This is a genomic window from Streptomyces sp. NPDC007896, assembly GCF_042959425.1.
Taxonomy (GTDB): domain Bacteria; phylum Actinomycetota; class Actinomycetes; order Streptomycetales; family Streptomycetaceae; genus Streptomyces.
Genome location: NZ_JBIBKX010000006.1, coordinates 534177 through 553239 on the forward strand (window position 1 = coordinate 534177; position 19063 = coordinate 553239).

Annotated in this window: 15 protein-coding genes, 1 rRNA gene and 1 pseudogene; 5 read left to right on the forward strand and 12 right to left on the reverse strand. The window is 72.1% G+C overall.

Annotated features, from left to right (window positions below; translation table 11 throughout):
* Positions 1-190 precede the first annotated feature (190 nt).
* The 3 genes from ACFZDJ_RS22600 (at position 191) to ACFZDJ_RS22610 (ending at position 5163) form a co-directional block, all read left to right on the forward strand.
* Positions 191-1993 carry a glycoside hydrolase family 15 protein gene (locus ACFZDJ_RS22600; RefSeq protein WP_168507782.1) on the forward strand — a complete coding sequence of 601 codons (1803 nt, stop codon included), beginning with the start codon at positions 191-193 and terminating at the stop codon, positions 1991-1993.
* 122 nt (positions 1994-2115) lie between these two features.
* On the forward strand, positions 2116-3453 hold the full coding sequence (locus ACFZDJ_RS22605) for an FAD-binding protein (protein WP_391060956.1): 1338 nt from the start codon (positions 2116-2118) through the stop codon (positions 3451-3453).
* 69 nt (positions 3454-3522) lie between these two features.
* Entirely contained in the window at positions 3523-5163 is a 1641-nt protein-coding gene (locus ACFZDJ_RS22610; protein WP_384906494.1) for a PucR family transcriptional regulator, read from the forward strand.
* A 32-nt stretch (positions 5164-5195) separates the two neighbouring features.
* On the opposite strand, the gene ACFZDJ_RS22615 is transcribed toward ACFZDJ_RS22610, so the two are convergent.
* From ACFZDJ_RS22615 to ACFZDJ_RS22635, 5 genes are all read right to left on the reverse strand, one after another.
* Positions 5196-6332 carry a glycosyltransferase gene (locus ACFZDJ_RS22615; protein WP_391060957.1) on the reverse strand — a complete coding sequence of 379 codons (1137 nt, stop codon included), beginning with the start codon at positions 6330-6332 and terminating at the stop codon, positions 5196-5198.
* A 403-nt stretch (positions 6333-6735) separates the two neighbouring features.
* A complete protein-coding gene (gene recN, locus ACFZDJ_RS22620) occupies positions 6736-8454 on the reverse strand; it encodes a DNA repair protein RecN (RefSeq protein ID WP_168500940.1) in 1719 nt (572 codons plus the stop codon).
* Between the two features lie 138 nt (positions 8455-8592).
* Positions 8593-9498 (reverse strand): NAD kinase, encoded by a 906-nt coding sequence (locus ACFZDJ_RS22625; protein ID WP_067364895.1) that lies wholly within the window; start codon positions 9496-9498, stop codon positions 8593-8595.
* On the reverse strand, positions 9495-10310 hold the full coding sequence (locus ACFZDJ_RS22630; protein ID WP_391060959.1) for a TlyA family rRNA (cytidine-2'-O)-methyltransferase: 816 nt from the start codon (positions 10308-10310) through the stop codon (positions 9495-9497). Before ACFZDJ_RS22630 ends, ACFZDJ_RS22625 begins: the two co-directional genes overlap by 4 nt.
* A 7-nt stretch (positions 10311-10317) precedes the next feature.
* On the reverse strand, positions 10318-10629 hold the full coding sequence (locus tag ACFZDJ_RS22635) for a hypothetical protein (protein WP_391060961.1): 312 nt from the start codon (positions 10627-10629) through the stop codon (positions 10318-10320).
* A gap of 42 nt (positions 10630-10671) precedes the next feature.
* On the opposite strand from ACFZDJ_RS22635, the gene ACFZDJ_RS22640 reads away from it, so the two are divergent.
* Positions 10672-11019: an SCP2 sterol-binding domain-containing protein gene (locus ACFZDJ_RS22640; RefSeq protein WP_384906455.1), complete on the forward strand. Its 348-nt coding sequence runs from the start codon at positions 10672-10674 to the stop codon at positions 11017-11019.
* Here the strand turns inward: ACFZDJ_RS22640 and ACFZDJ_RS22645 are convergent.
* From ACFZDJ_RS22645 to ACFZDJ_RS22660, 4 genes are all read right to left on the reverse strand, one after another.
* Entirely contained in the window at positions 11003-11902 is a 900-nt protein-coding gene (locus ACFZDJ_RS22645; protein ID WP_391060963.1) for an ATP-binding cassette domain-containing protein, read from the reverse strand. The genes ACFZDJ_RS22640 and ACFZDJ_RS22645 overlap by 17 nt on opposite strands.
* Entirely contained in the window at positions 11899-12942 is a 1044-nt protein-coding gene (locus tag ACFZDJ_RS22650) for an iron chelate uptake ABC transporter family permease subunit (RefSeq protein ID WP_391060965.1), read from the reverse strand. Before ACFZDJ_RS22650 ends, ACFZDJ_RS22645 begins: the two co-directional genes overlap by 4 nt.
* Entirely contained in the window at positions 12939-13982 is a 1044-nt protein-coding gene (locus ACFZDJ_RS22655) for an iron chelate uptake ABC transporter family permease subunit (RefSeq protein ID WP_390933980.1), read from the reverse strand. The genes ACFZDJ_RS22650 and ACFZDJ_RS22655 overlap by 4 nt, the downstream gene beginning before the upstream one ends.
* Before the next feature lie 77 nt (positions 13983-14059).
* A complete protein-coding gene (locus ACFZDJ_RS22660) occupies positions 14060-15127 on the reverse strand; it encodes an HAD hydrolase-like protein (RefSeq protein WP_390933979.1) in 1068 nt (355 codons plus the stop codon).
* A gap of 72 nt (positions 15128-15199) precedes the next feature.
* On the opposite strand from ACFZDJ_RS22660, the gene ACFZDJ_RS22665 reads away from it, so the two are divergent.
* A complete protein-coding gene (locus ACFZDJ_RS22665; protein WP_384906463.1) occupies positions 15200-16492 on the forward strand; it encodes a DUF1015 domain-containing protein in 1293 nt (430 codons plus the stop codon).
* A 92-nt stretch (positions 16493-16584) separates the two neighbouring features.
* Here the strand turns inward: ACFZDJ_RS22665 and ACFZDJ_RS22670 are convergent, their stop codons facing one another.
* The 3 genes and pseudogenes from ACFZDJ_RS22670 to rrf form a co-directional block, all read right to left on the reverse strand.
* Positions 16585-17454 (reverse strand): hypothetical protein, encoded by an 870-nt coding sequence (locus ACFZDJ_RS22670; protein ID WP_391060989.1) that lies wholly within the window; start codon positions 17452-17454, stop codon positions 16585-16587.
* Between the two features lie 300 nt (positions 17455-17754).
* A pseudogene (locus tag ACFZDJ_RS22675) lies at positions 17755-18825 on the reverse strand (hypothetical protein); the annotation flags it as partial.
* Positions 18826-18968: 143 nt separating this feature from the next.
* Positions 18969-19063 (reverse strand): 5S ribosomal RNA (gene rrf, locus ACFZDJ_RS22680); the annotation flags it as partial.

Genomic DNA, 19063 nt, shown 5'->3' on the forward strand with positions numbered 1-19063 from the left:
GCCCGTATCCCGGAACCACGAGAGCTCGTCAGTTCGTTTCGCAACGACAATCGCACCGATAATTGACGTTCCGCAACGACGCTTTACCAACGTTCTAACGTTCAATCTTCTAACGTTTTAACGTTCCTGTTCCCTGACCGCAGAGCGACCGCCCCTCGGGGGCGACGTGGCCGTTCGACTGGAGATGCACGTGGCCGGGCGCATCGAGGACTACGCACTCATCGGAGACATGCAGACCGCAGCACTGGTCTGCCGGGACGGCACAGTGGACTGGCTGTGCCTGCCCCGCTTCGACTCCCATGCCATCTTCGCGGGACTGCTCGGCACGGAGGAACACGGATTCTGGCGGCTCGGGCCCGCCCACGCGGCCGACGCCGAACCGCCCACGGCGGCGCGCCGCTCGTACCGCGGCGACTCGCTGATCCTGGAATCCGAGTGGGACACCCCACGCGGCACGGTCCGAGTGACCGATTTCATGCCGCCGCGCGACGGCGCGCCCCAGCTGATCCGGATCGTGGAAGGCGTCACGGGCCGGGTCCCGATGCGCTCCGCGCTGCGCATGCGTTTCTCGTACGGCCGTGTCGTGCCCTGGGTGCACAAGCACGAGGGACGCACGGTCGCCGTCGCCGGACCCGACTCGGTGTGGTTCGACACCGCCTGTGAGACCTACGGCAAGGCGCTGACCACGTACGCGGACTTCACGGTGGCACCCGGTGACCGGATCGCGTTCACCATCTCGTGGGAACCCTCACACAAGAAGCCCCCCGCGCTGCCCGAGCCGGAGCAGGCCCTGGAGGCCACCGAGGACTTCTGGCGTGACTGGGTCGATCAGTGCACGTACCACGGCCCCTACCGCGAGGCCGTCGTCCGCTCCCTGATCACCCTCAAGGCCCTGACGTACGCCCCCACGGGCGGCATCGTCGCCGCGCCCACCACCTCCCTCCCGGAGGAGATCGGCGGCGTACGCAACTGGGACTACCGCTACACCTGGCTGCGCGACGCCGCGATCACCCTCTCCTCCCTCCTGCGCACCGGCTATCGCGAGGAGGCCCGCGCCTGGCGCGAATGGCTGCTGCGCGCGGTGGCCGGCGACCCCGAGAACCTGCAGATCATGTACGGCATCGCGGGCGAGCGGGAGTTGGGCGAGGCAGAGCTCGACTGGCTGCCCGGATACGAGAACTCGGGCCCCGTACGGGTCGGCAACGGCGCCGCGCACCAGCTCCAGCTGGACGTCTACGGCGAGGTCATCGAGGCCCTGCACCTGGCCCACATGACGGGCCTGTCCCGCAACGACTACGCCTCGCTCCTCCAGCTGAAGCTGATCCGCTACCTGGAGGACCACTGGGACCAGCCGGACGAGGGCATCTGGGAGGTCCGCGGCCCGCGCCGCCACTTCGTGCACTCCAAGGTGATGGCCTGGGTCGCCGTCGACCGCACGATCAAGCTCATCGAGTCCGGTGACGCGGACGGCCCGCTGGAGAAGTGGCGCGAACTGCGCGACGACATCCACCGGGACGTCTGCGAGAAGGGCTACGACAAGGAGCGCAACACCTTCACGCAGTCGTACGGCTCGAAGGAACTGGACGCCTCGCTGCTCCTCATCCCGCAGATGGGCTTCCTCCCCCCGGACGACAAGCGCGTGATCGGCACCATCGAGGCGATCCAGCGCGAGCTGTCCACCTCGGACGGCTTCATCCTGCGCTACCCGACCACCGGCGAGGACGCGGGCGTGGACGGCCTCGAGGGCGACGAGGGGGCCTTCCTGGCCTGCTCCTTCTGGATGGCGGACGACCTGGCGATGATCGGCCGCGTCGACGAGGCCCGCAAGCTCTTCGAAAGGCTCCTGGCCCTCCGCAACGACCTGGGCCTCCTGGCCGAGGAATGGGACCCCCGCCTCCAGCGCCAGGTGGGCAACTTCCCCCAGGCCTTCAGCCACGTGCCCCTGATCGACACGGCCCTGCGGCTGACGGCAAGCGGGGCGTACGGCGGCTGACACGAGCGGGACGGCGGCCCACGCTCCCCTTTTCGGGAGCGGGGGCCGCCACTTTCATCTCCCTAGCCCCTAGGCTGAAAAGCAGTCCCGTCCCGTCCCCTCCTGAAAAGGGGGCAACTGCGATGTCCCCCTTCTCAAAGGCCCACACCCGCCTCGCCGCCCTACGCGCGGACCTGACCGGCGACGCTTTCAGGCCGGAGGACCCCGGCTACGACAACGCCCGCAAGGTCTTCAACGCCCGCATCGACCGCCGCCCCGCAGTGATCGCCCAGTGCGCGACCATCGCGGACGTGGTCCATTCGGTCCGCTTCGCCCGGGACCTGGACCTCCACATCGCGATCCGAGCCGGCGGCCACAGCCCGGCCGGGATGTCGCTCAACGACAACGGCCTGGTCATCGACCTGCGCCGGATGCGCACGGTGACCGTCCACCCCGGCTCCCGGACGGTACGGGTCGAGGGCGGCGCCCTGATGAGCCACCTCGACCACGCCACCCGGCCCCACGGCCTGGCCACCACCGGCGCCCGGAACTCCACCACCGGCGTCGCCGGCTTCGCCCTCGGCGGCGGCACCGGCTGGCTCGACCGCGCCTTCGGCCTCGCCGTCGACAACCTGCTCGGCGTAGAACTGGTCACGTGCGACGGCTCGCAGATCCAGGCCACCGATCACGAGAACCCGGAACTCTTCTGGGCCCTGCACGGCGGTGGTGGCAACTTCGGCGTCGCCACCGCACTGACCCTGAGACTGCACCCGCTGCCGGATTTCTCGATCGCCCTGCTGACATACCGCCCGGAGACCGGCCCGGACGTGGTCCGCACCTACCGCGGGATCATCGAGGCCGCCCCGCCGGAGACGGGCGGCGGCATCATCCGCACACAGCTGGTCGACGCGCTCCTGACGTACGCGGGAGCCGAGCAGGACCTCCGCAAACTCGCCCGGCCACTGCTGGCGCTGCCTCACGAGGCCGAGATGCTCACGCCCCTCCCCTACGCCGCCTTCCAGCGCATTCTGGACAGCCCCCCGGGCCTGAGGAACCACTGTTCCGCGGAGTCCCTGACCGGCCTGCCCGACGAGGCCGTGGACATCTTCTGTGAGCTGGGGAACGCCATGCCCGTGCCCACGGCCACCCGGTACTCGCTGTTCCCGCAGGGCGGCGCGATCGCCTCCGGCCCGGACCGCTTCCCGGTGCCGTTCCGGGACGCCCGGTGGACCGTGCACCCCTTCGGGATGTGGGAGGACCCGGCCGACGACGGGCGCTGCGTCCAGTGGGTCGAGGACGTGCGCGCCGCCGTCCGGCCGTGGAGCACCGGCGCGGTCTGCCTCAATCTCATCGGCGACGAGGGCGCGGACCGTGTGCTGGACGGCCTCGGCGCCGGGAACTTCCGACGGCTGGCCGCGGTGAAGGCCGCGTACGACCCGGACAACGTCTTCCGCTTCAACCACAACATCCCGCCCCTGTAGCGAGCGGCTCGGCCTCGGACATGCCTCCGGGAGGCCTCCCCGGGTAGCGTCCGCTGCATGGACAGCCGTTTGGACAGCCATGTGGACAGTCGATTCGACACCCAGGGTGCCGGAATCACCGTGCAGCGGGCGCTGGAGCTGCCCGGGCTGCGCAGCGGGCTGCCGGAGATCCTCGCAGGCGCCGACCGGCTGGGCCGCACCGTGCGCTGGGTGCACGCGGGCGAGGTCCCGAACATCGCCTCGCTCCTCAAGGGCGGCGAACTGCTCCTGACCACGGGCTACGGCCTCGGCACCCGCCCCGCCGACCAGCGCGCGTTCGTCCGCACCCTCGCGGAGCGCGGTATCGCGGCGCTCGTCGTGGAACTCGGCCCGCGCTTCACCCGGCTGCCCTCGGCCCTCGTGGAGACGGCCCGCTCCGCCGGCCTCCCGCTGGTCCAGCTGCACCGCGAGGTCCCCTTCGTGGCGGTCACGGAGGAGATCCACACCGAGATCGTCAACGGCCACTACGCACTGCTGCAGCGGGCCGAGGAAGTGCACCGGCGCTGTACCGAAGCCCTCCTCGGCGGCGGGGGCATACCCCAGGTCCTCGGCATCCTCGCGGACTTCAGCGGCAACCCCGTCTTCCTGGAGACCGCGGACGGACAGCTCCTGTACGCCGCGGGGGCCGGCTCCGCCGGCGCCGATCCGCTCCAGGTGTGGGAGGGGCTGCGCGGCCAGCACAAGGAGGAGCCGCCCGCCGGGACGACCCTCGTGGACGTGCCGGGCGGCGGCCCCGGCACCGGTTCGGTACGCGCCCGGCTGGTCCTCCTTCCCGTCAGCGCCCCGATCGCCCCCGTGCACCGGATCGCGGCGGAGCGGGCCGCGGGCATCCTGGCCGTCGTCCTCATGCAGGCCCGCCAGGAGGAGGAGCTCGCGGCACGCGGACGCGGCGACTTCCTCACCGACCTCGCGGAGGGCCGTATCGCCGCCGAGGACGCCCCCGCACAGGCCCGCGTGCTCGGCTTCAAGCCCGGCAACAGCCCGCTCCTGCCGGTCGTGATGCGGCTCGCCGACGGCCCCTCCCCCGGCGGCGGCTGGGCAGTCCTGGCGCGCGCGGTCGCGGAGGAGCTGGCCTCTGTGGGAGTGCCGGTCCTTCTGGGCGTACGCCCGGTGGAGGGCCGCGTCCCCCTGCTGCTGGGCCTGCGTTCGGAGTCCGAGCGCGCCGCGGTCGCGGACCGGGTCGCGGCAGCGCTCAGGGCGGGCGTGGAGCGCGCGGGCATGCAGCGGCCGGGGGCACAGCCGCCCGTGGTGGTGGTCGGGGTCGCCGGCAGCTGGGCGGCGGCCTCGGCGGGCCTGCGGCACGCGGCGGAGACGGCGACGGCCGCACAGGGCCTGACGGACCGCCCCTGGTACGACGCCCGCCGTCTCGACACCGACCTGCTCCTGTGGCGCCTGCGCGACCATCCGGACCTGGCGGCCTTCGTGGACCGCGCCATCGGCCCCCTCCGCGACCACGACCTCCGCTCCAAGCCGCCGCTGCTGCCCACTCTGGAGACGTACTTGGCGCACGCGGGCCGCAAGGCGGAGACGGCCCGCGAGCTGCACCTGAACCGGCAGACCCTCTACAACCGCCTCGCCCGGATCGGAGAGTTGCTGGGCACGGACCTGGACGACCCGCAGACGGTACTGGCGTTGAGCCTGGCACTGCGAGCACGACGGCACGTGCCCTGAGTCACCGGACGGCGGGAATGTGACGACAGGGCCTAGGCGAGGGGCCTCGTCTGGGTCAACTCGTCGTAGACGCTGAGCACTTGGGCCACGGTCTCGTCCTCGGTCGGCCAGGTCGTGGCCTGCCGCACCCCCCGCTCCTTGAGCAACTCCCGGCGATCGTCGTCCCCGAGCAGCCGTACGACGGCCTCGGCGAGCGCGTCGGCGTCCGCGCACGGGACGAGTTCGGCCGCGTCGCCGACCAGTTCGGGGATGCCGTCGACGGCGGTCGCGACGAGCGGCACGCGCGCGTGCAGGGCCTCCTGGGCGAGCACGGAACGGGACTCCCAACCGCTCGGCAGCACCGCGAGATCGGAGGCCAGGAGCAGCTCGGAGACGTCGTCGCGCCGCCCGACGAGCCGAACCGGCAGCTCCTCGTCCTCGATCCGCCGCTGGAGGGCCGCCCGCAGGGGCCCCTCTCCGGCGATCACCAGGAGCGGCACGGGGTCGAGCGAGCGCCACGCGCGCGAGGCGTCCAGCAGGGTGTCGTATCCGCGGTGCCGGTCGAGGGAGCCGACGGCCATGAGCAACGGGCGGTCGATGGCGCCGAGTTCGGCTCGCGCCTTGTGGCGGAGCCGGTCGGGGTCCCCGTACTCGACCGCCTTGCGTGGCGTCGGGAACGCGACGGCGGCAAGCCGGGCATCCCGCGCCCCGCGCCTGCGGGCGCGGTCCACGAGGTCGGACGAGGAGCCCAGCACCACCGCCGCGGCCCTGGCGACCCGTCGCTCCAGCAGCCTCAGCAGATGTGCCCGCGCCCCCTCCGCGTGCGAACGGGTGTGCCAGGTGACGACGAGCGGGATGCGCCGCCCGCTGAGCGCGAGCGCGGCCCGCAGCGCGGCGTGCAGCCCGTGCGCGTGCACGAGGTCGGCGTCCGCGCAGGCCGCCCGCAGCGCGGCCACGGCGGTCGGATCGCTGCTGCGCGGCACGGGAACGTGCTGGGCGCCCACGCCACTGAACCCGTACGCGAGGTCGGCCTCGGCGGGTGCGCACACGGTGACCCGCACGCCCCGGGCGACGAGCCCCGAGGCCAGCGACCGCACATGCGCGCTGCTGCCCGCGCTTCCGCCGCCGAGCACCTGCACGGTGCGCAGCGGCGACTGACCGTGCGGTGAGTGGCTGCTCACGTGGCTCACGTGGCCGGGGCTCCTGGTTCGGCGTCGGACGGGCACGGAGAACGTACAGAAAGAAGGGCAGAGGGGGGTGTACCGCACGTCGTGCTCCGCGTACTACGCCAAGGATGCCAGGCCGCACGGGTGTTCCGGGACCGTCATCGGAGCAAGCCTCGCGGCGTAGCGCCCAACTCGACGACACCTGTCACCCACAAGAGTGATAACTCGCGTGTCTTCGCGACGGGTTGCCCAACCCTCACCCCACCGGTCGCGCGGAGCCGGCGTACAAATCGACGGTGCGCCCGGCGTCGTTCGTGCACTGCCGGCGCTCCGGGGCGCGCTCGCAGGCCTGTCCAGGGGCCCGCGGAGCGGTCAAGGCGCCCGTCGCGGAGCGACGCGAAAGCCGGCCCTCCGCCCGCGGACGGAACTACACGTCACCCCGAGCCGTAGCCAACAATTCCTCCGCATGCGCCCGGGCCGTCTCCGAGTCCTCCTGCCCCGCCAGCATCCGGGACAGCTCCCGAATCCGCTCCTCCCCCTCGAGCACCTTCACCCCGGAGCGCGTCACAGACCCGTCGTTGGTCTTCTCGACCAGCAGCTGCCGGTCGGCGAACGCGGCGACCTGCGGCAGATGAGTCACCACGACGACCTGCGCACTCTTGGCGAGCTTGGCCAACCGCCGCCCGATCTCGACCGCGGCCTTGCCACCCACACCGGCGTCGACCTCGTCGAAGAGATACGTCGGCACAGGGTCGGTCCCCGCGAACACGACCTCCACCGCGAGCATCACGCGTGAGAGCTCACCACCGGAGGCCCCCTTGGCGATGGGCCGCGGCGGCGCCCCGGGATGCGGGGCGAGCAGCAGCTCGACCTCGTCCACACCCGCGGGCCCGTACGCGACGGTGCGCCCGCCGAGCTCCACGCCCTCGGGGTCGTCGGTCTGCCGGATCTCGAACGACACGCGCGCGTGCGGCATGGCGAGCGAGGCCAGCTCGGCGGTCACGGCAGCGGCGAACCGTTCGGCGGCCTCCGTCCGGGCGTCCGTCAGCGCCTGCGCAAGCCCGCCCAGTTCGGCGCGCAGCGCGTCCCGCTCGCCGGTCAGTTCGTCGATCCGCTCGTCGTCGCCGTCGAGTTCGAGGAGCCGCGCGGCGCCCTGCTCGGCCCACGCGAGTACGGCGTCGATGTCCTCGCCGTACTTCCGGGTCAGCTGGGTGAGCGCGGCCCGGCGCTCCTCCACGGCCGCGAGCCGCAAGGGGTCGGCGTCGAGGTCGTCGGCGTACCCGGCCAGTTCCCCCGCCACGTCGCGCAGCAGGATGTTGATCTCCCCGATCCGCCCGGACAGCCCGGCGAGCGCGGCGTCGTGCGACCGTACGGCCTCCAGGGCCCGGTGCGCGCCCGCGACGAGCGTCGCCGCGTCGATGCCCTCGGGGTCCTCGGGGTTGCCCGCGAGCGCGGCGTGGGCGGCCGTGGCGGCGGACGCGAGCGCCTCCGCGTGCCCGAGCCGCTCCGCCTCCGCCGACAGTTCCGCGTCCTCGCCCGCGCGCGGCTCGACCGCCGCGATCTCGTCGAGTCCGAAGCGCAGCAGGTCGGCTTCCTGGGCCCGCTCACGCGCGCGTGTGGTGATCTCGTCCAGCTCGGCCGAGATGGCCCGCAGCCGCCGGTAGGCCCCCGCGTACTTGGCGAGCGGCACGGCGACCGCGTCCCCGGCGTACCGGTCGAGCGCCTGCCGCTGCCGGGACAGTTTGAGCAGCCCCTGCTGGTCGGTCTGCCCGTGCACGGCCACCAGCTCGTCGGCCAGCTCGGCGAGCACGCCCACCGGGACGGAGCGGCCGCCCAGGTGCGCCCGTGAGCGTCCCTCGGCCGAAACGGTACGGCTGATCAGCAGCGCACCGTCGTCGAGCTCGGCGCCCGCCTCCTCGGCCCGTACGATCGCCGTACCGCCCGTGGGTACGGTGATCCGGCCCTCCACGACGGCGTTCTTGGCGCCGATCCGTACGAGGGCGGGGTCCGCGCGTCCGCCGAGCAGCAGCCCGAGGCTGGTGACCACCATCGTCTTGCCCGCACCGGTCTCACCGGTCACGGCGGTGAAGCCTGGCGACAGCTCGACGACCGCGTCGTCGATGACTCCGAGCGACCGTATCCGCATCTCCTCCAACACGGACACGACCTTACGAGGTCCAGCCACGGATGTGCGACGGCCCCCGCCCCGCAGCCGCGAACCCGCAGGTGACAAGCACCTACAAACGGTGCCTTGTCACCCACGGGAGTGGACCTGACCGGAGCGTCAGTGCGGCGCTCCGCGCCACCCGGAGACCGGCAGCGCGAACTTGGCCACCAGTCGGTCGGTGAACGAGGCGTGGTGCAGCCGGGCCAGCCGCACCGGCACGGCCCCCCGCCGTACCTCCACCCGCGCCCCCGGCGGCAGCTCCACCGTCCGCCGCCCGTCGCACCACAGCACCCCCGGCGGAATGTGCGGCAGCACCTCCACCGCGAGCACCGAGTTCGGCGAGGTCACCATCGGCTTGGCGAACAGCGCGTGCGCGCTGATCGGCACCATGAGCAGCGCCTCGACCTCGGGCCAGACGACGGGTCCGCCGGCGGAGAAGGCGTACGCCGTGGACCCGGTCGGGGTCGCGCAGACGATGCCGTCGCAGCCGAAGCCGGTGACCGGCCGCCCGTCGATCTCCAGGATGACCTCGAGGAGCTTCTCGGCGGAGACCTTCTGCACGGCGGCCTCGTTCAGCGCCCAGTCGGTGTGCACGATGTCGCCGTTCTGGTGGACGACGACGTCGACGGTCATGCGTTCCTCGACCTCGTACGCCTTGGTCACCACCCGGTCGACGACCTTGTCGAGGTCGTCACGCTCGGCCTCCGCGAGGAAGCCGACGCTGCCGAGGTTGACGCCGAGCATCGGCACGCCGGAGGCGCGGGCGAACTCGGCGCCGCGCAGCAGTGTGCCGTCACCGCCGAGCACGATCAGCAGTTCGCATCCGTCGAGGCACTGCGGAGTGGCTTCCTTCACCAGCTCCACCTCGGGCGGCAGCGGCAGATCGGCCGCCTCCGCCTCCAGCACGCGCACCCCGATCCCGGAGCGCAGCAGCCCCTGGACCACGAGTTCGGCGCTGCGGATCGCGGCCGGCCGCCCGGTGTGGGCCAGCAGGAAAACAGTACGAGCTCGGGTCTCTGTCAACGCGGCCCCTCCGCCACTGCACGGTCAACGTCGGCCGGGTCGAGTTCGGGTGCCCCGGCACGCAGCCACAGAAAGTACTCGACATTGCCCGAGGGTCCGGGCAGCGGACTCGCGGTCACGCCCTTCACTCCGAGCCCCAGCTCCGCGGCCCGCCGGGCCACTCCGCGCACCGCGTCGGCGCGCAGTTCCGGACTGCGTACGACTCCACCACTCCCCAGCCGTTCCTTCCCCACCTCGAACTGCGGCTTGACCATCATCACCAGATCGGCGTCGGACGCCGCGCACCGCACGAGGGCGGGCAGCACCAGGCCGAGCGGGATGAAGGACAGATCCCCGACAACAAGATCCACGGGCTCCCCATCGATCGCCTCCAACGTCAACTCGCGTACGTTCGTACGGTCCTTGACGGTGACGCGTTCATCGCTCTGCAGAGACCAGGCGAGTTGACCGTAGCCGACGTCGACGGCGACGACATGGGAGGCTCCCGCGCGCAGCAGTACGTCGGTGAAGCCTCCGGTGGACGCTCCGGCGTCCAGCGCCCGCCGCCCCTCGACCTTCAGCCCCTGGGGCACGAAGGCCGCCAGGGCGCCCGCGAGCTTGTGGCCGCCGCGCGAGACGTAGTCGGGGTCGCTGTCGTCCTGCGTGACGACGATCGCGGCCGCGGTCTCCACCTGGGTGGCGGGTTTGGTCGCGAGGGTCTTGCCGACGCTCACCCGGCCGGCGGCGATCAGCTGGCTGGCGTGCTCGCGCGAGCGGGCGAGCTTCCGGCGGACCAGCTCGGCGTCGAGACGGCGGCGTGCCACTCCTGCCACGTTGGGTTCAGCTCCTGCGGTCGTACGGCGTAGGGGGCGCCGGAGGTCCCGGGCGGGCGTCGAGCGCGGTCAGCGCGTCGCGCAGCCCCCTGTGTACATCCTCGTACACCTCGACATGTCCGTCCGTGGCGAGGTGGTCGGCGTCGCCCAGCCGGTCGAGCTGGGCGTCGACCTCGGCGTTCCCGGTGGGGGTGCGGTCCACGTCCAGCGGGGCCGGGGCGGCGGGGTCATACTCGAGTTCGGGTTCGACCTCGACCGGAACCTCCGGCTCCGGCATCGGGCTCTGCGGAGTCCCGGCCTCCGGCACTGACTCGTTCATGCCCCGACGCTACCCCGAAGCACTGCGGTACCGTCGACCGCGATGGCCACGATTGAGGAGTGCCGCAGCGCACTCGACAAGCTCTCGGACAACATGGCGGGCGCCGACGGGAAGGTACGCGAGGCGGCGGCCCTGGACCGCTCGCTCAGCTGCCATATCACCGACCTCGACCTCACCTTCGCCGGCCGGCTCAAGGACGGCCGGATCGAGGTGCTCGACACCCTCCAAGGGCCGCCCCGCGAGAAAGCCCAGATCAGACTCGCCATGGCTGGCGACGACCTGGTCGCCATGGTCGACGGGGAGCTGAACTTCGCGAAGGCCTGGGGCTCGGGCCGGGTGCGGCTGGAGGCGGCCCTGCTCGACCTGTTCCGCCTCAGGAAGCTTCTTTAGCGGCTCCGGCGGCCACCTTCACGCGGGCCTTCCGCGCCGCCGGCACCACCAGCGGCGTCCCCGTCTCCGGGTCGTCGATGACCTGGCAGCGCAGCCCGAAAACCTCCTCGACCAGTTCGGCCGTGACGACGTCGTTCGGCGCGCCCTCGGCGATGACCCGGCCCTCGCGCAGGGCGATGAGGTGGGTGGCGTACCGAGCCGCGTGATTGAGGTCGTGCAGGACCGCGACCAGGGTGCGCCCCTGCTCCTCGTGGAGTTCGGCGCACAGGTCGAGCACGTCGATCTGGTGCTGGATGTCGAGGTAGGTCGTCGGCTCGTCGAGCAGCAGCAGCGGGGTCTGCTGGGCGAGGGCCATCGCGATCCACACGCGCTGACGCTGGCCGCCGGACAGTTCGTCGACATAGCGATCGGCCAGTTCGGCGACGCCGGTCGAGGCCATCGACTCCTGTACGACCCGTTCGTCCTCCGTCGACCACTGGCGCAGCAGGCCCTGGTGCGGATAGCGGCCCCTGCCGACCAGGTCGCCGACCGTGATCCCGTCCGGCGCGATCGACGACTGCGGCAGCAGCCCGAGCGTCCTGGCCACCTTCTTCGCCGGCATCGACTGGATGACCTGCCCGTCGAGCAGCACCCGTCCCTCGGAGGGCTTGAGCATCCGCGACAGGGCGCGCAGCAGTGTGGACTTGCCGCACGCGTTCGGGCCGACGATCACGGTGAAGGAGTTGTCGGGGATCTCCACCGACAGCTTCTCCGCGATGACGCGCTGGTCGTAGCCGAGGGTGACGTTGTCGGCGGACAGGCGGTTCACAGTGCTCCTTTGAGTGTTCTCGTTCGCCTGAGTGTTCTTGTTCGCCTGAGTGTTCTTGTTCGCCGCGGCGCTCATATCCGGCCCGCCTTGCGCTCGGTGACCAGCAGCCACAGCAGATAGATCCCGCCCAGAACCCCCGTCACGACGCCGACGGGCAGCTGATCGGCGCCGAAGGCCCGCTGCGAGGCCCAGTCCGCGACGATCAGCAAGGTCGCGCCCATGCACATCGACGGCACCAGGTTGGGCCCCGGCGAGCGGGTCAGCCGCCGGGCGAGCTGCGGCGCGGTGAGCGCCACGAAGCCGACCGGGCCCGCGGCGGCGGTGGCACCGGCGGTGAGCAGCACGGCGGCCAGCATCAGCAGCAGTCGTACGCGCTCGACGCGCACTCCGAGGGCGTACGACACGTCGTCGCCCATTTCCATCATGCGCAGCCCGCGCGCGTTGCCGAGGACGAGCGGAACGAGGACGGCGCACAGGACGAGCAGCGGCCAGACCTGCGCCCAGTCACGGCCGTTGAGGGAGCCGGTCATCCAGACGACCGCACGGGCGGCGTCGACGATGTCCGCCTTGGTGAGCAGATAGCCGTTGACCGCCGTGACGATCGCGGAGACTCCGATACCGACCAGGACCAGTCGGTATCCGTGCACGCCCCGCTTCCAGGCGAGCAGATAGATGGCGAGCCCGGTCACCAGACCGCCGACGAGCGCTCCCAGCGCGACCTGGTTCGCACTGCCCGAGAAGAGCACGATCATGATGAGCGCCCCGGCCGTCGACCCCTGGCCGAGGCCGAGGACGTCCGGGCTGCCCAGCGGGTTGCGGGAGATGGACTGGAAGAGCGCCCCGCCGAGCCCGAGCGAGGCCCCGACCAGCAGGCCGACGAGCACCCGCGGCAGCCGCAGGTCGTTGACGATGAACTCCTGGCCCGCGCTCCCGTTGCCGATGAGCGTCTTGAGGACGTCGGCGGCCGGGATCGGGAAGTCGCCGGTGCCGATCAGCACCACGCTCGCGGCGAGCGCGGCCACCAGCAGCAGTACGACGACGGTGAACGCCCGGACGTCGAGCCGGACGGAGAGACCGCCGCGCGTCCGCACAGCTCGGGTACGTGTGGTCGTCACAGCTGCGCCGTCCTCCGCCGTCGTACGAGATAGATGAAGACCGGCCCGCCGAGGACCGCGGTGACGATGCCGACCTGCAGCTCCGCGGGCCGCGCGACCATCCGCCCCAGGACGTCGGCGCCGAGGAGCAGAACGGGCGACAGCACGGTCGCGTAGGGCAGGATCCAGCGCAGGTCGGGCCCGGTGAAGGAGCGGACCACGTGCGGGACCATGAGCCCGACGAAGACGATCGGCCCGCAGGCCGCGGTCGCGGCGCCGCACAGCACGGTGGCCGCGGCCATGGACAGCGCCCGGGTGCGGTTCAGGTTGGCGCCGAGCGCGCGGGCGGTGTCGTCGCCCATGGCCATGGCGTTCAGGGGCCGGGCGAGCGCCAGAGCGACGACCGTGCCGACCACGAGGAAGGGCAGCACCTGCCTGATGGTCGAGTCGGTGGCCGAGGCCAGCGAACCGACCGTCCAGAAGCGCATCTTGCCGAGCGCCGCGTCATCCGTGATCATCACGGCCTGCAGATAGCCGTAGAGCGCGGCACTGATCGCCGTGCCGGCCAGCGCGAGCCGCACCGGGGTGGCGCCGCGGCTGCCGCCCAGGAACCAGACCAGCGCCCCGACCCCGGCCGCGCCGAAGAAGGCGAACCACACATAGCCGCTCAGGCTCGTGACACCGAAGTAGGTGATGGCGGTGACGACCGCGGCGGACGCGCCCGCGTTGATGCCTAGCAGTCCGGGGTCGGCCAGCGGATTGCGGGTGAGCGCCTGGAGGACGGCACCCGACAGCCCGAGCGCGGCGCCGACGAGGAGCCCGAGGACGGTACGCGAGATCCGGTCGTCCACCACGACGTCGGAGTATGTCCCCGTGCCGTGGAACAGACCGTGCCAGACCTGGTCCAGCGGCAGCGCTTTCGCACCGATCGCAATACTCGCCAACGCGACGAGCACCAGAAGGGCCAGGGACGCGAGGAGCCCGACGGCGCGTATCGCCTGACGGCTTGGCGGCGCGGGGGCGGTCTCCGCGCGCTGTTCGGGGGGACTGTCGACCAACACGCGGTTAGGTTAGCCTACCCTCGCTCACGCTTCGATCCCGGGTGACTACGCCCCACCACCGACGAGCCCCCGGGGCTTCAGAGCCCCAACCGCGCCAGCGCCTTCCCCCCGTCCAGCTCGCAGGTCCCGTCCCCTGCGGCCGTCCACGCCGCCGCGCACAGCGCCCGCAGCCCGTCGAGCGCCTCACCGTCGCCCGCCAGCTCCAGCCTCCCCCAAGCTCTCGACTTCGCTCGAGCCGGGGGCACCCCCATGCTCCCGGCCCGCGCCGTCCAGCCGCCGCAGCGGAACCCGTCGCCCTCCTCCACGACCTCCGGCTGCCCGGTGAGCAGCCCGCGCAGATCCGCGTCCACGTACGTCGGCCGGTGCTGCGGCGGGGCGGCGAGGAGCTGCGCGCCGTCCGTCACCCCGGTGAGCACGAGCAGCGAGTCCACCTCGCCGTTGAACGCGCCCTCGATGTCCGTGTCCAGCCGGTCGCCGACCACCAGCGGCCGCTTCGCCCCGGTCCGCAGGATCGTCTCGCGGTGCATCGGGGGCAACGGCTTGCCCGCCACCTGCGGCTCGGCGCCCGTGGCGATGCGTACGACCTCCACCGCGGCCCCGTTCCCTGGCGCGATCCCCCGCGCGCTCGGGATCGTCAGGTCGGTGTTGGACGCGAACCACGGCACCCCGCGCGCGACGGCGTAGGACGCCTCCGCGAAGCGCCCCCAGGGCAGGTCGGGACCGCCGAACCCCTGGACGACCGCCGCCGGGTCGTCGTCCGCCGACTCGACCGGCTCCAGCCCGCGCTCGCGCAGCGCGACCCGCAGTCCTTCGCCGCCGATGACCAGCACGCGCGCACCGGCGGGCACCTGCTCGCTGATCAGCCGCGCCACGGCCTGCGCCGAGGTGATGACGTCATCGGCGCCCGTCGGTATACCGAGCTCACTCAGATGCTCCGCCACCGCATCGGGCGTACGCAGCGCGTTGTTCGTGACATACGCGAGATGCAACCCTCCCGAGCGGGCCGTGCCCAGTGATGCCACGGCGTGCGCGATCGCGTTGCCGCCCGCGTACACCACGCCGTCCAGGTCGAGCAGAGCCGTGTCGTAGGCCTCGCTCAGGGCCTGCTCACTGGCCTCGGGCCGCGTCCTGACGGTCTGGCTCATTACGCATCGCTCCTCGTTCGATCTCATTCCCCCGATCATCCCGTACAGCGCCGGCACACTTACGATGCCTGAATGAACTATGCAGGTCCCGCGGAGGAAACCCCGGCGCGCAGCGGCCTCGAACTGACCCCGTTCCGGGGCCTGCGCTACGACCCCGACCGGGTCGGCAGCCTCGCCGCCGTGACATCTCCGCCGTACGACGTCATCGTCCGGCCGGACGGTCTGCTCCACCTCGAGTCCGCCGACCCGCACAACATCGTCCGGCTGATCCTCCCCCAGGACACGACCCCCACCGCCCGCAACCGCCAGGCGGCGGACACCCTGCACGACTGGGTGTCCGAAGGCGTCCTGGCCGCCGACCCCGAGCCGGGCCTGTACGTCTACGAGCAGCACGACGACGGCCTGCTGCAACGCGGCATCATCGGCGCCCTGCGCCTGTCGGAGCCGTCCGCCGGCGTCGTCCTCCCGCACGAGGACGTCATGCCGCACATCATCGCGGACCGCGCGGCCCTGATGCGCGCCACCTCGGCCAACCTCGAACCGCTCCTGCTGACCTATCGCGGCAACGGTTCCCGGGTCGGCACGGCCGCCGTCATCGAGCGCACCGCGGAGGGCGACCCGCTGCTCTCGACGACCACGGAGGACGGTTTCAACCACCGTCTGTGGGCCATCACCGACCCGGCCGACCTGGCCGAGATCCAGACGGATCTCGGCCGCCACCAGGCCCTCATCGCGGACGGCCACCACCGCTGGGCGACGTACCTGCGGCTGCGCGCCGAGCACCCCTCGCCCAGCCCCTGGGACTACGGGCTCGTGCTCCTGGTGGACACCGCGCGCTACCCGCTCCGGGTCCGCGCGATCCACCGCCTGCTGCACAATCTGCCGGTCGCGGAGGCGCTGAGCGCCCTCACGGACTCGTTCCGCGTACGTCACCTCGACGTTCCGCTCCCCGAGGCCCTGGAGGCCCTCGCCGCGGCCGCCGCGGAGGGCAACGCCTTCCTCCTCGCGGGCGACGGCTCGTTCCACCTGGTCGACCGCCCGTCCCCGGACCTCCTCGCCCGTACGGTCCCGGCGGACCGCCCCGAGGCCTGGCGCACCCTGGACGCGACCGTCCTGCACGCCACTCTCCTGGCCCACGTCTGGGACATCCCCGAGGACTCGCCCGCCCACATCGCGTACATCCACGACACGGCCGCCACAGTGGACAAGGCGGAGCGCGACGGCGGTACGGCCGTCCTGATGCATCCGGTCCGCGAGGAGGTCGTACGCGACCTCGCCCGCCAAGGCGTCACGATGCCCCGCAAATCGACGTCGTTCGGCCCGAAGCCGGCTTCGGGGCTGGTGCTGCGGGCGCTGCCCCTCTGAGCCACCCCGGCGAAAACAGGGGCTGAAACGCCATGGGCGGCGAGATCCCTTCCGGAATCCCGCCGCCCATGTCCTACGACGACCGCTGTACGTCAGCCGCGCGGAGCATCGTCATCGTCGTCGGCCTCGACGACGGGCTCGGTCTGCTCGGCCTCGACGATGTCGTCCTCGCCGTCGTCCTCGCCGTCGTCCTCACCGTCGCCCTCGGTCTCGACCTCGGTGTCGGCCTCCGCGTCCGCCGCGGCCTCGACGATGTCGTCCTCGTCCTCGTCCTCGACGAACGCGTCGACGAACTCGACACCGTCCAGCTCGGCGAGCCGGTCGGAGGCGTCCGTGCTGCCGTCCTTGTCGGACTCGACGGCCTTCGCGAACCACTCACGCGCCTCGCCCTCGCGACCGGCGGCCAGCAGCGCGTCGGCGTAGGCGTAACGCAGTCGGGCCGTCCAGGGCTGTACGGAGTTCGAGGCGAGCTCCGGGCTCTGGAGCGTCACGATGGCGGCGTCGAGCTGCCCCATGTCGCGCCGGGCGCCGGCCGCCACGAGCCGCATCTCGACCTGACCGGCCTTGTCCAGCTTGTGCACCTCGGGCGCACCCGCCATGTCCAACGCCTTCTCGGGCCGGCCCAGGCCGCGCTCACAATCCGCCATGACGGGCCACAGGTCCACGTTCCCGGTCATACGACGCGCCGCCCGGAACTCGGCGAGCGCCTCGCTGTACTTCTGGTTCGCGTACGCGGCGAACCCGGCCGCCTCGCGTACGGCGGCCACACGCGACGCCAGCCGCAGGGCGATCCTCGAGTACGCGTACGCGCCCTCGGGGTCCTCGTCGATGAGCCGGGCGACCATCACCAGGTTCCTGGAGACGTCCTCCGCGAGCCCCTTCGGCAGGCTCTGGAGCTCCTGCCGTACGTCCGCGTCGATCTCCTCGCCCGTGACGTCATCGGGGATCGGCAGCCGCTTGATCGGCTCACGGTCCCGGTCGCGCTCGTCGCGGTCACGGAAGCCGCCACCGCGCCGGTCGTCGCCCCGACGGTCGTCACGGCCCCGGAAGCCACCGGTGCCACCGGGGCGGCCACCCCGGTCGTCGCGACGGGGGCCACCACGTCCGCGGTCGTCGCGACCCCGGTCGTCGCGGGCGCGGAAACCGCCGCCGCCACGGCTGTCGTCACGACGGTCATCGCGCCGGTCGTCGCGCCTGTCGTCGCGACGGAAGGCCGGACGGTCCCCCTCACGACGGTCGTCGCGGCGGTCGTCCCGACGGTCATCACGGCGGAAGTCACTGCGGTCGTCGCGCCGGAAGCCGGCGCCGCCACCGCGGTTGTCGTCCCGACGGAACCCGCCACGGTCACCACTGTCACGACGGTCATCGCGCCGGTCGTCCCGACGGAATCCACCACGGTCGTCGTCACGACGGGGACCACTGCTGGGTCGGTCATCGCGACGGAATCCACCACGGTCGTCGTCACGACGGGGACCACTGCTGGGTCGGTCATCGCGACGCGGACCACTGCTGGGTCGGTCATCGCGACGGAATCCACCACGGTCGTCGTCACGACGGGGACCACTGCTGGGTCGGTCGTCACGACGCGGGCCGCTGCTCGGTCGGTCGTCACGGCGGAACGGCGGACGGTCCCCGTCCCGACGGAACCCGCCACGGTCACCGCTGTCACGACGGTCATCGCGCCGGAAGTCACCGCGATCATCACGGCGGAAGCCGCCGCGGTCGCCGCTGTCGCGACGGTCATCGCGCCGGTCGTCGCGACGGAACCCACCACGGTCGTCGCCCCGGCGATCGTCACGCCGGTCGTCCCGACGGTCATCACGGCGGAAGTCATTACGGTCGTCGCGCCGGAAGCCGCCGCCACCACCGCGGTTGTCGTCCCGACGGAACCCACCGCGGTCGTCCTCGCGGCGCGGTCCACCACTGGGTCGGTCGTCACGGCGCGGGCCACTGCTCGGGCGGTCGTCACGGCGGAACGCCGGACGGTCCCCGTCCCGACGGACCCCACGGTCACGGTCGTCGCGACGCGGACCACTGGTGGGCCGATCGTCACGGCGGAACGGCGGGCGACCGCCCCGGTCGCCCTCACGCCGGTCGTCACGGCCACGGAAACCGCCGCCGCCACGGTTGTCGTCACGACGGTTGTCGTCGCGCCGGAAGCCGCCGCCACCACCGCGGTTGTCGTCCCGACGGAACCCACCGCGGTCGTCCTCGCGGCGCGGAGCAGCACTGGGGCGGTCGTCACGCCGGTCGTTGTCGCGGCGCGGACCCCCGCGGTAGCCGCCGCGGTCACCACTGTCCCGGCGGCGCTGATCGCGCTCCGGTCGCTCGTCGGGAGAGTTGGTGGACATGGTGACTCCTGTCATCGGTACCGCAAGTCATTCTCGCGCAGCCGGGTACCCGGCGCGCTTCGGAAAAACAAAAAAAGGACCTCTGGTCCCAGCGAGTCGCTGGGACCAGAGGTCCTCCAAAGATTGTTCGGCGGCGTCCTACTCTCCCACAGGGTCCCCCCTGCAGTACCATCGGCGCTGTGAGGCTTAGCTTCCGGGTTCGGAATGTAACCGGGCGTTT

Bases quoted from the DNA above. Each gene is read 5' to 3' on its own strand.
- ACFZDJ_RS22605 (WP_391060956.1), top strand. From the start codon at position 2,116: ATGTCCCCCTTCTCAAAGGCCCACACCCGCCTCGCCGCCCTACGCGCG.
- recN (WP_168500940.1), bottom strand. From the start codon at position 8,454: ATGCGGATACGGTCGCTCGGAGTCATCGACGACGCGGTCGTCGAGCTG.
- ACFZDJ_RS22635 (WP_391060961.1), bottom strand. From the start codon at position 10,629: ATGAACGAGTCAGTGCCGGAGGCCGGGACTCCGCAGAGCCCGATGCCG.
- ACFZDJ_RS22640 (WP_384906455.1), top strand. From the start codon at position 10,672: ATGGCCACGATTGAGGAGTGCCGCAGCGCACTCGACAAGCTCTCGGAC.
- ACFZDJ_RS22645 (WP_391060963.1), bottom strand. From the start codon at position 11,902: ATGAGCGCCGCGGCGAACAAGAACACTCAGGCGAACAAGAACACTCAG.
- ACFZDJ_RS22660 (WP_390933979.1), bottom strand. From the start codon at position 15,127: ATGAGCCAGACCGTCAGGACGCGGCCCGAGGCCAGTGAGCAGGCCCTG.
- ACFZDJ_RS22665 (WP_384906463.1), top strand. From the start codon at position 15,200: ATGAACTATGCAGGTCCCGCGGAGGAAACCCCGGCGCGCAGCGGCCTC.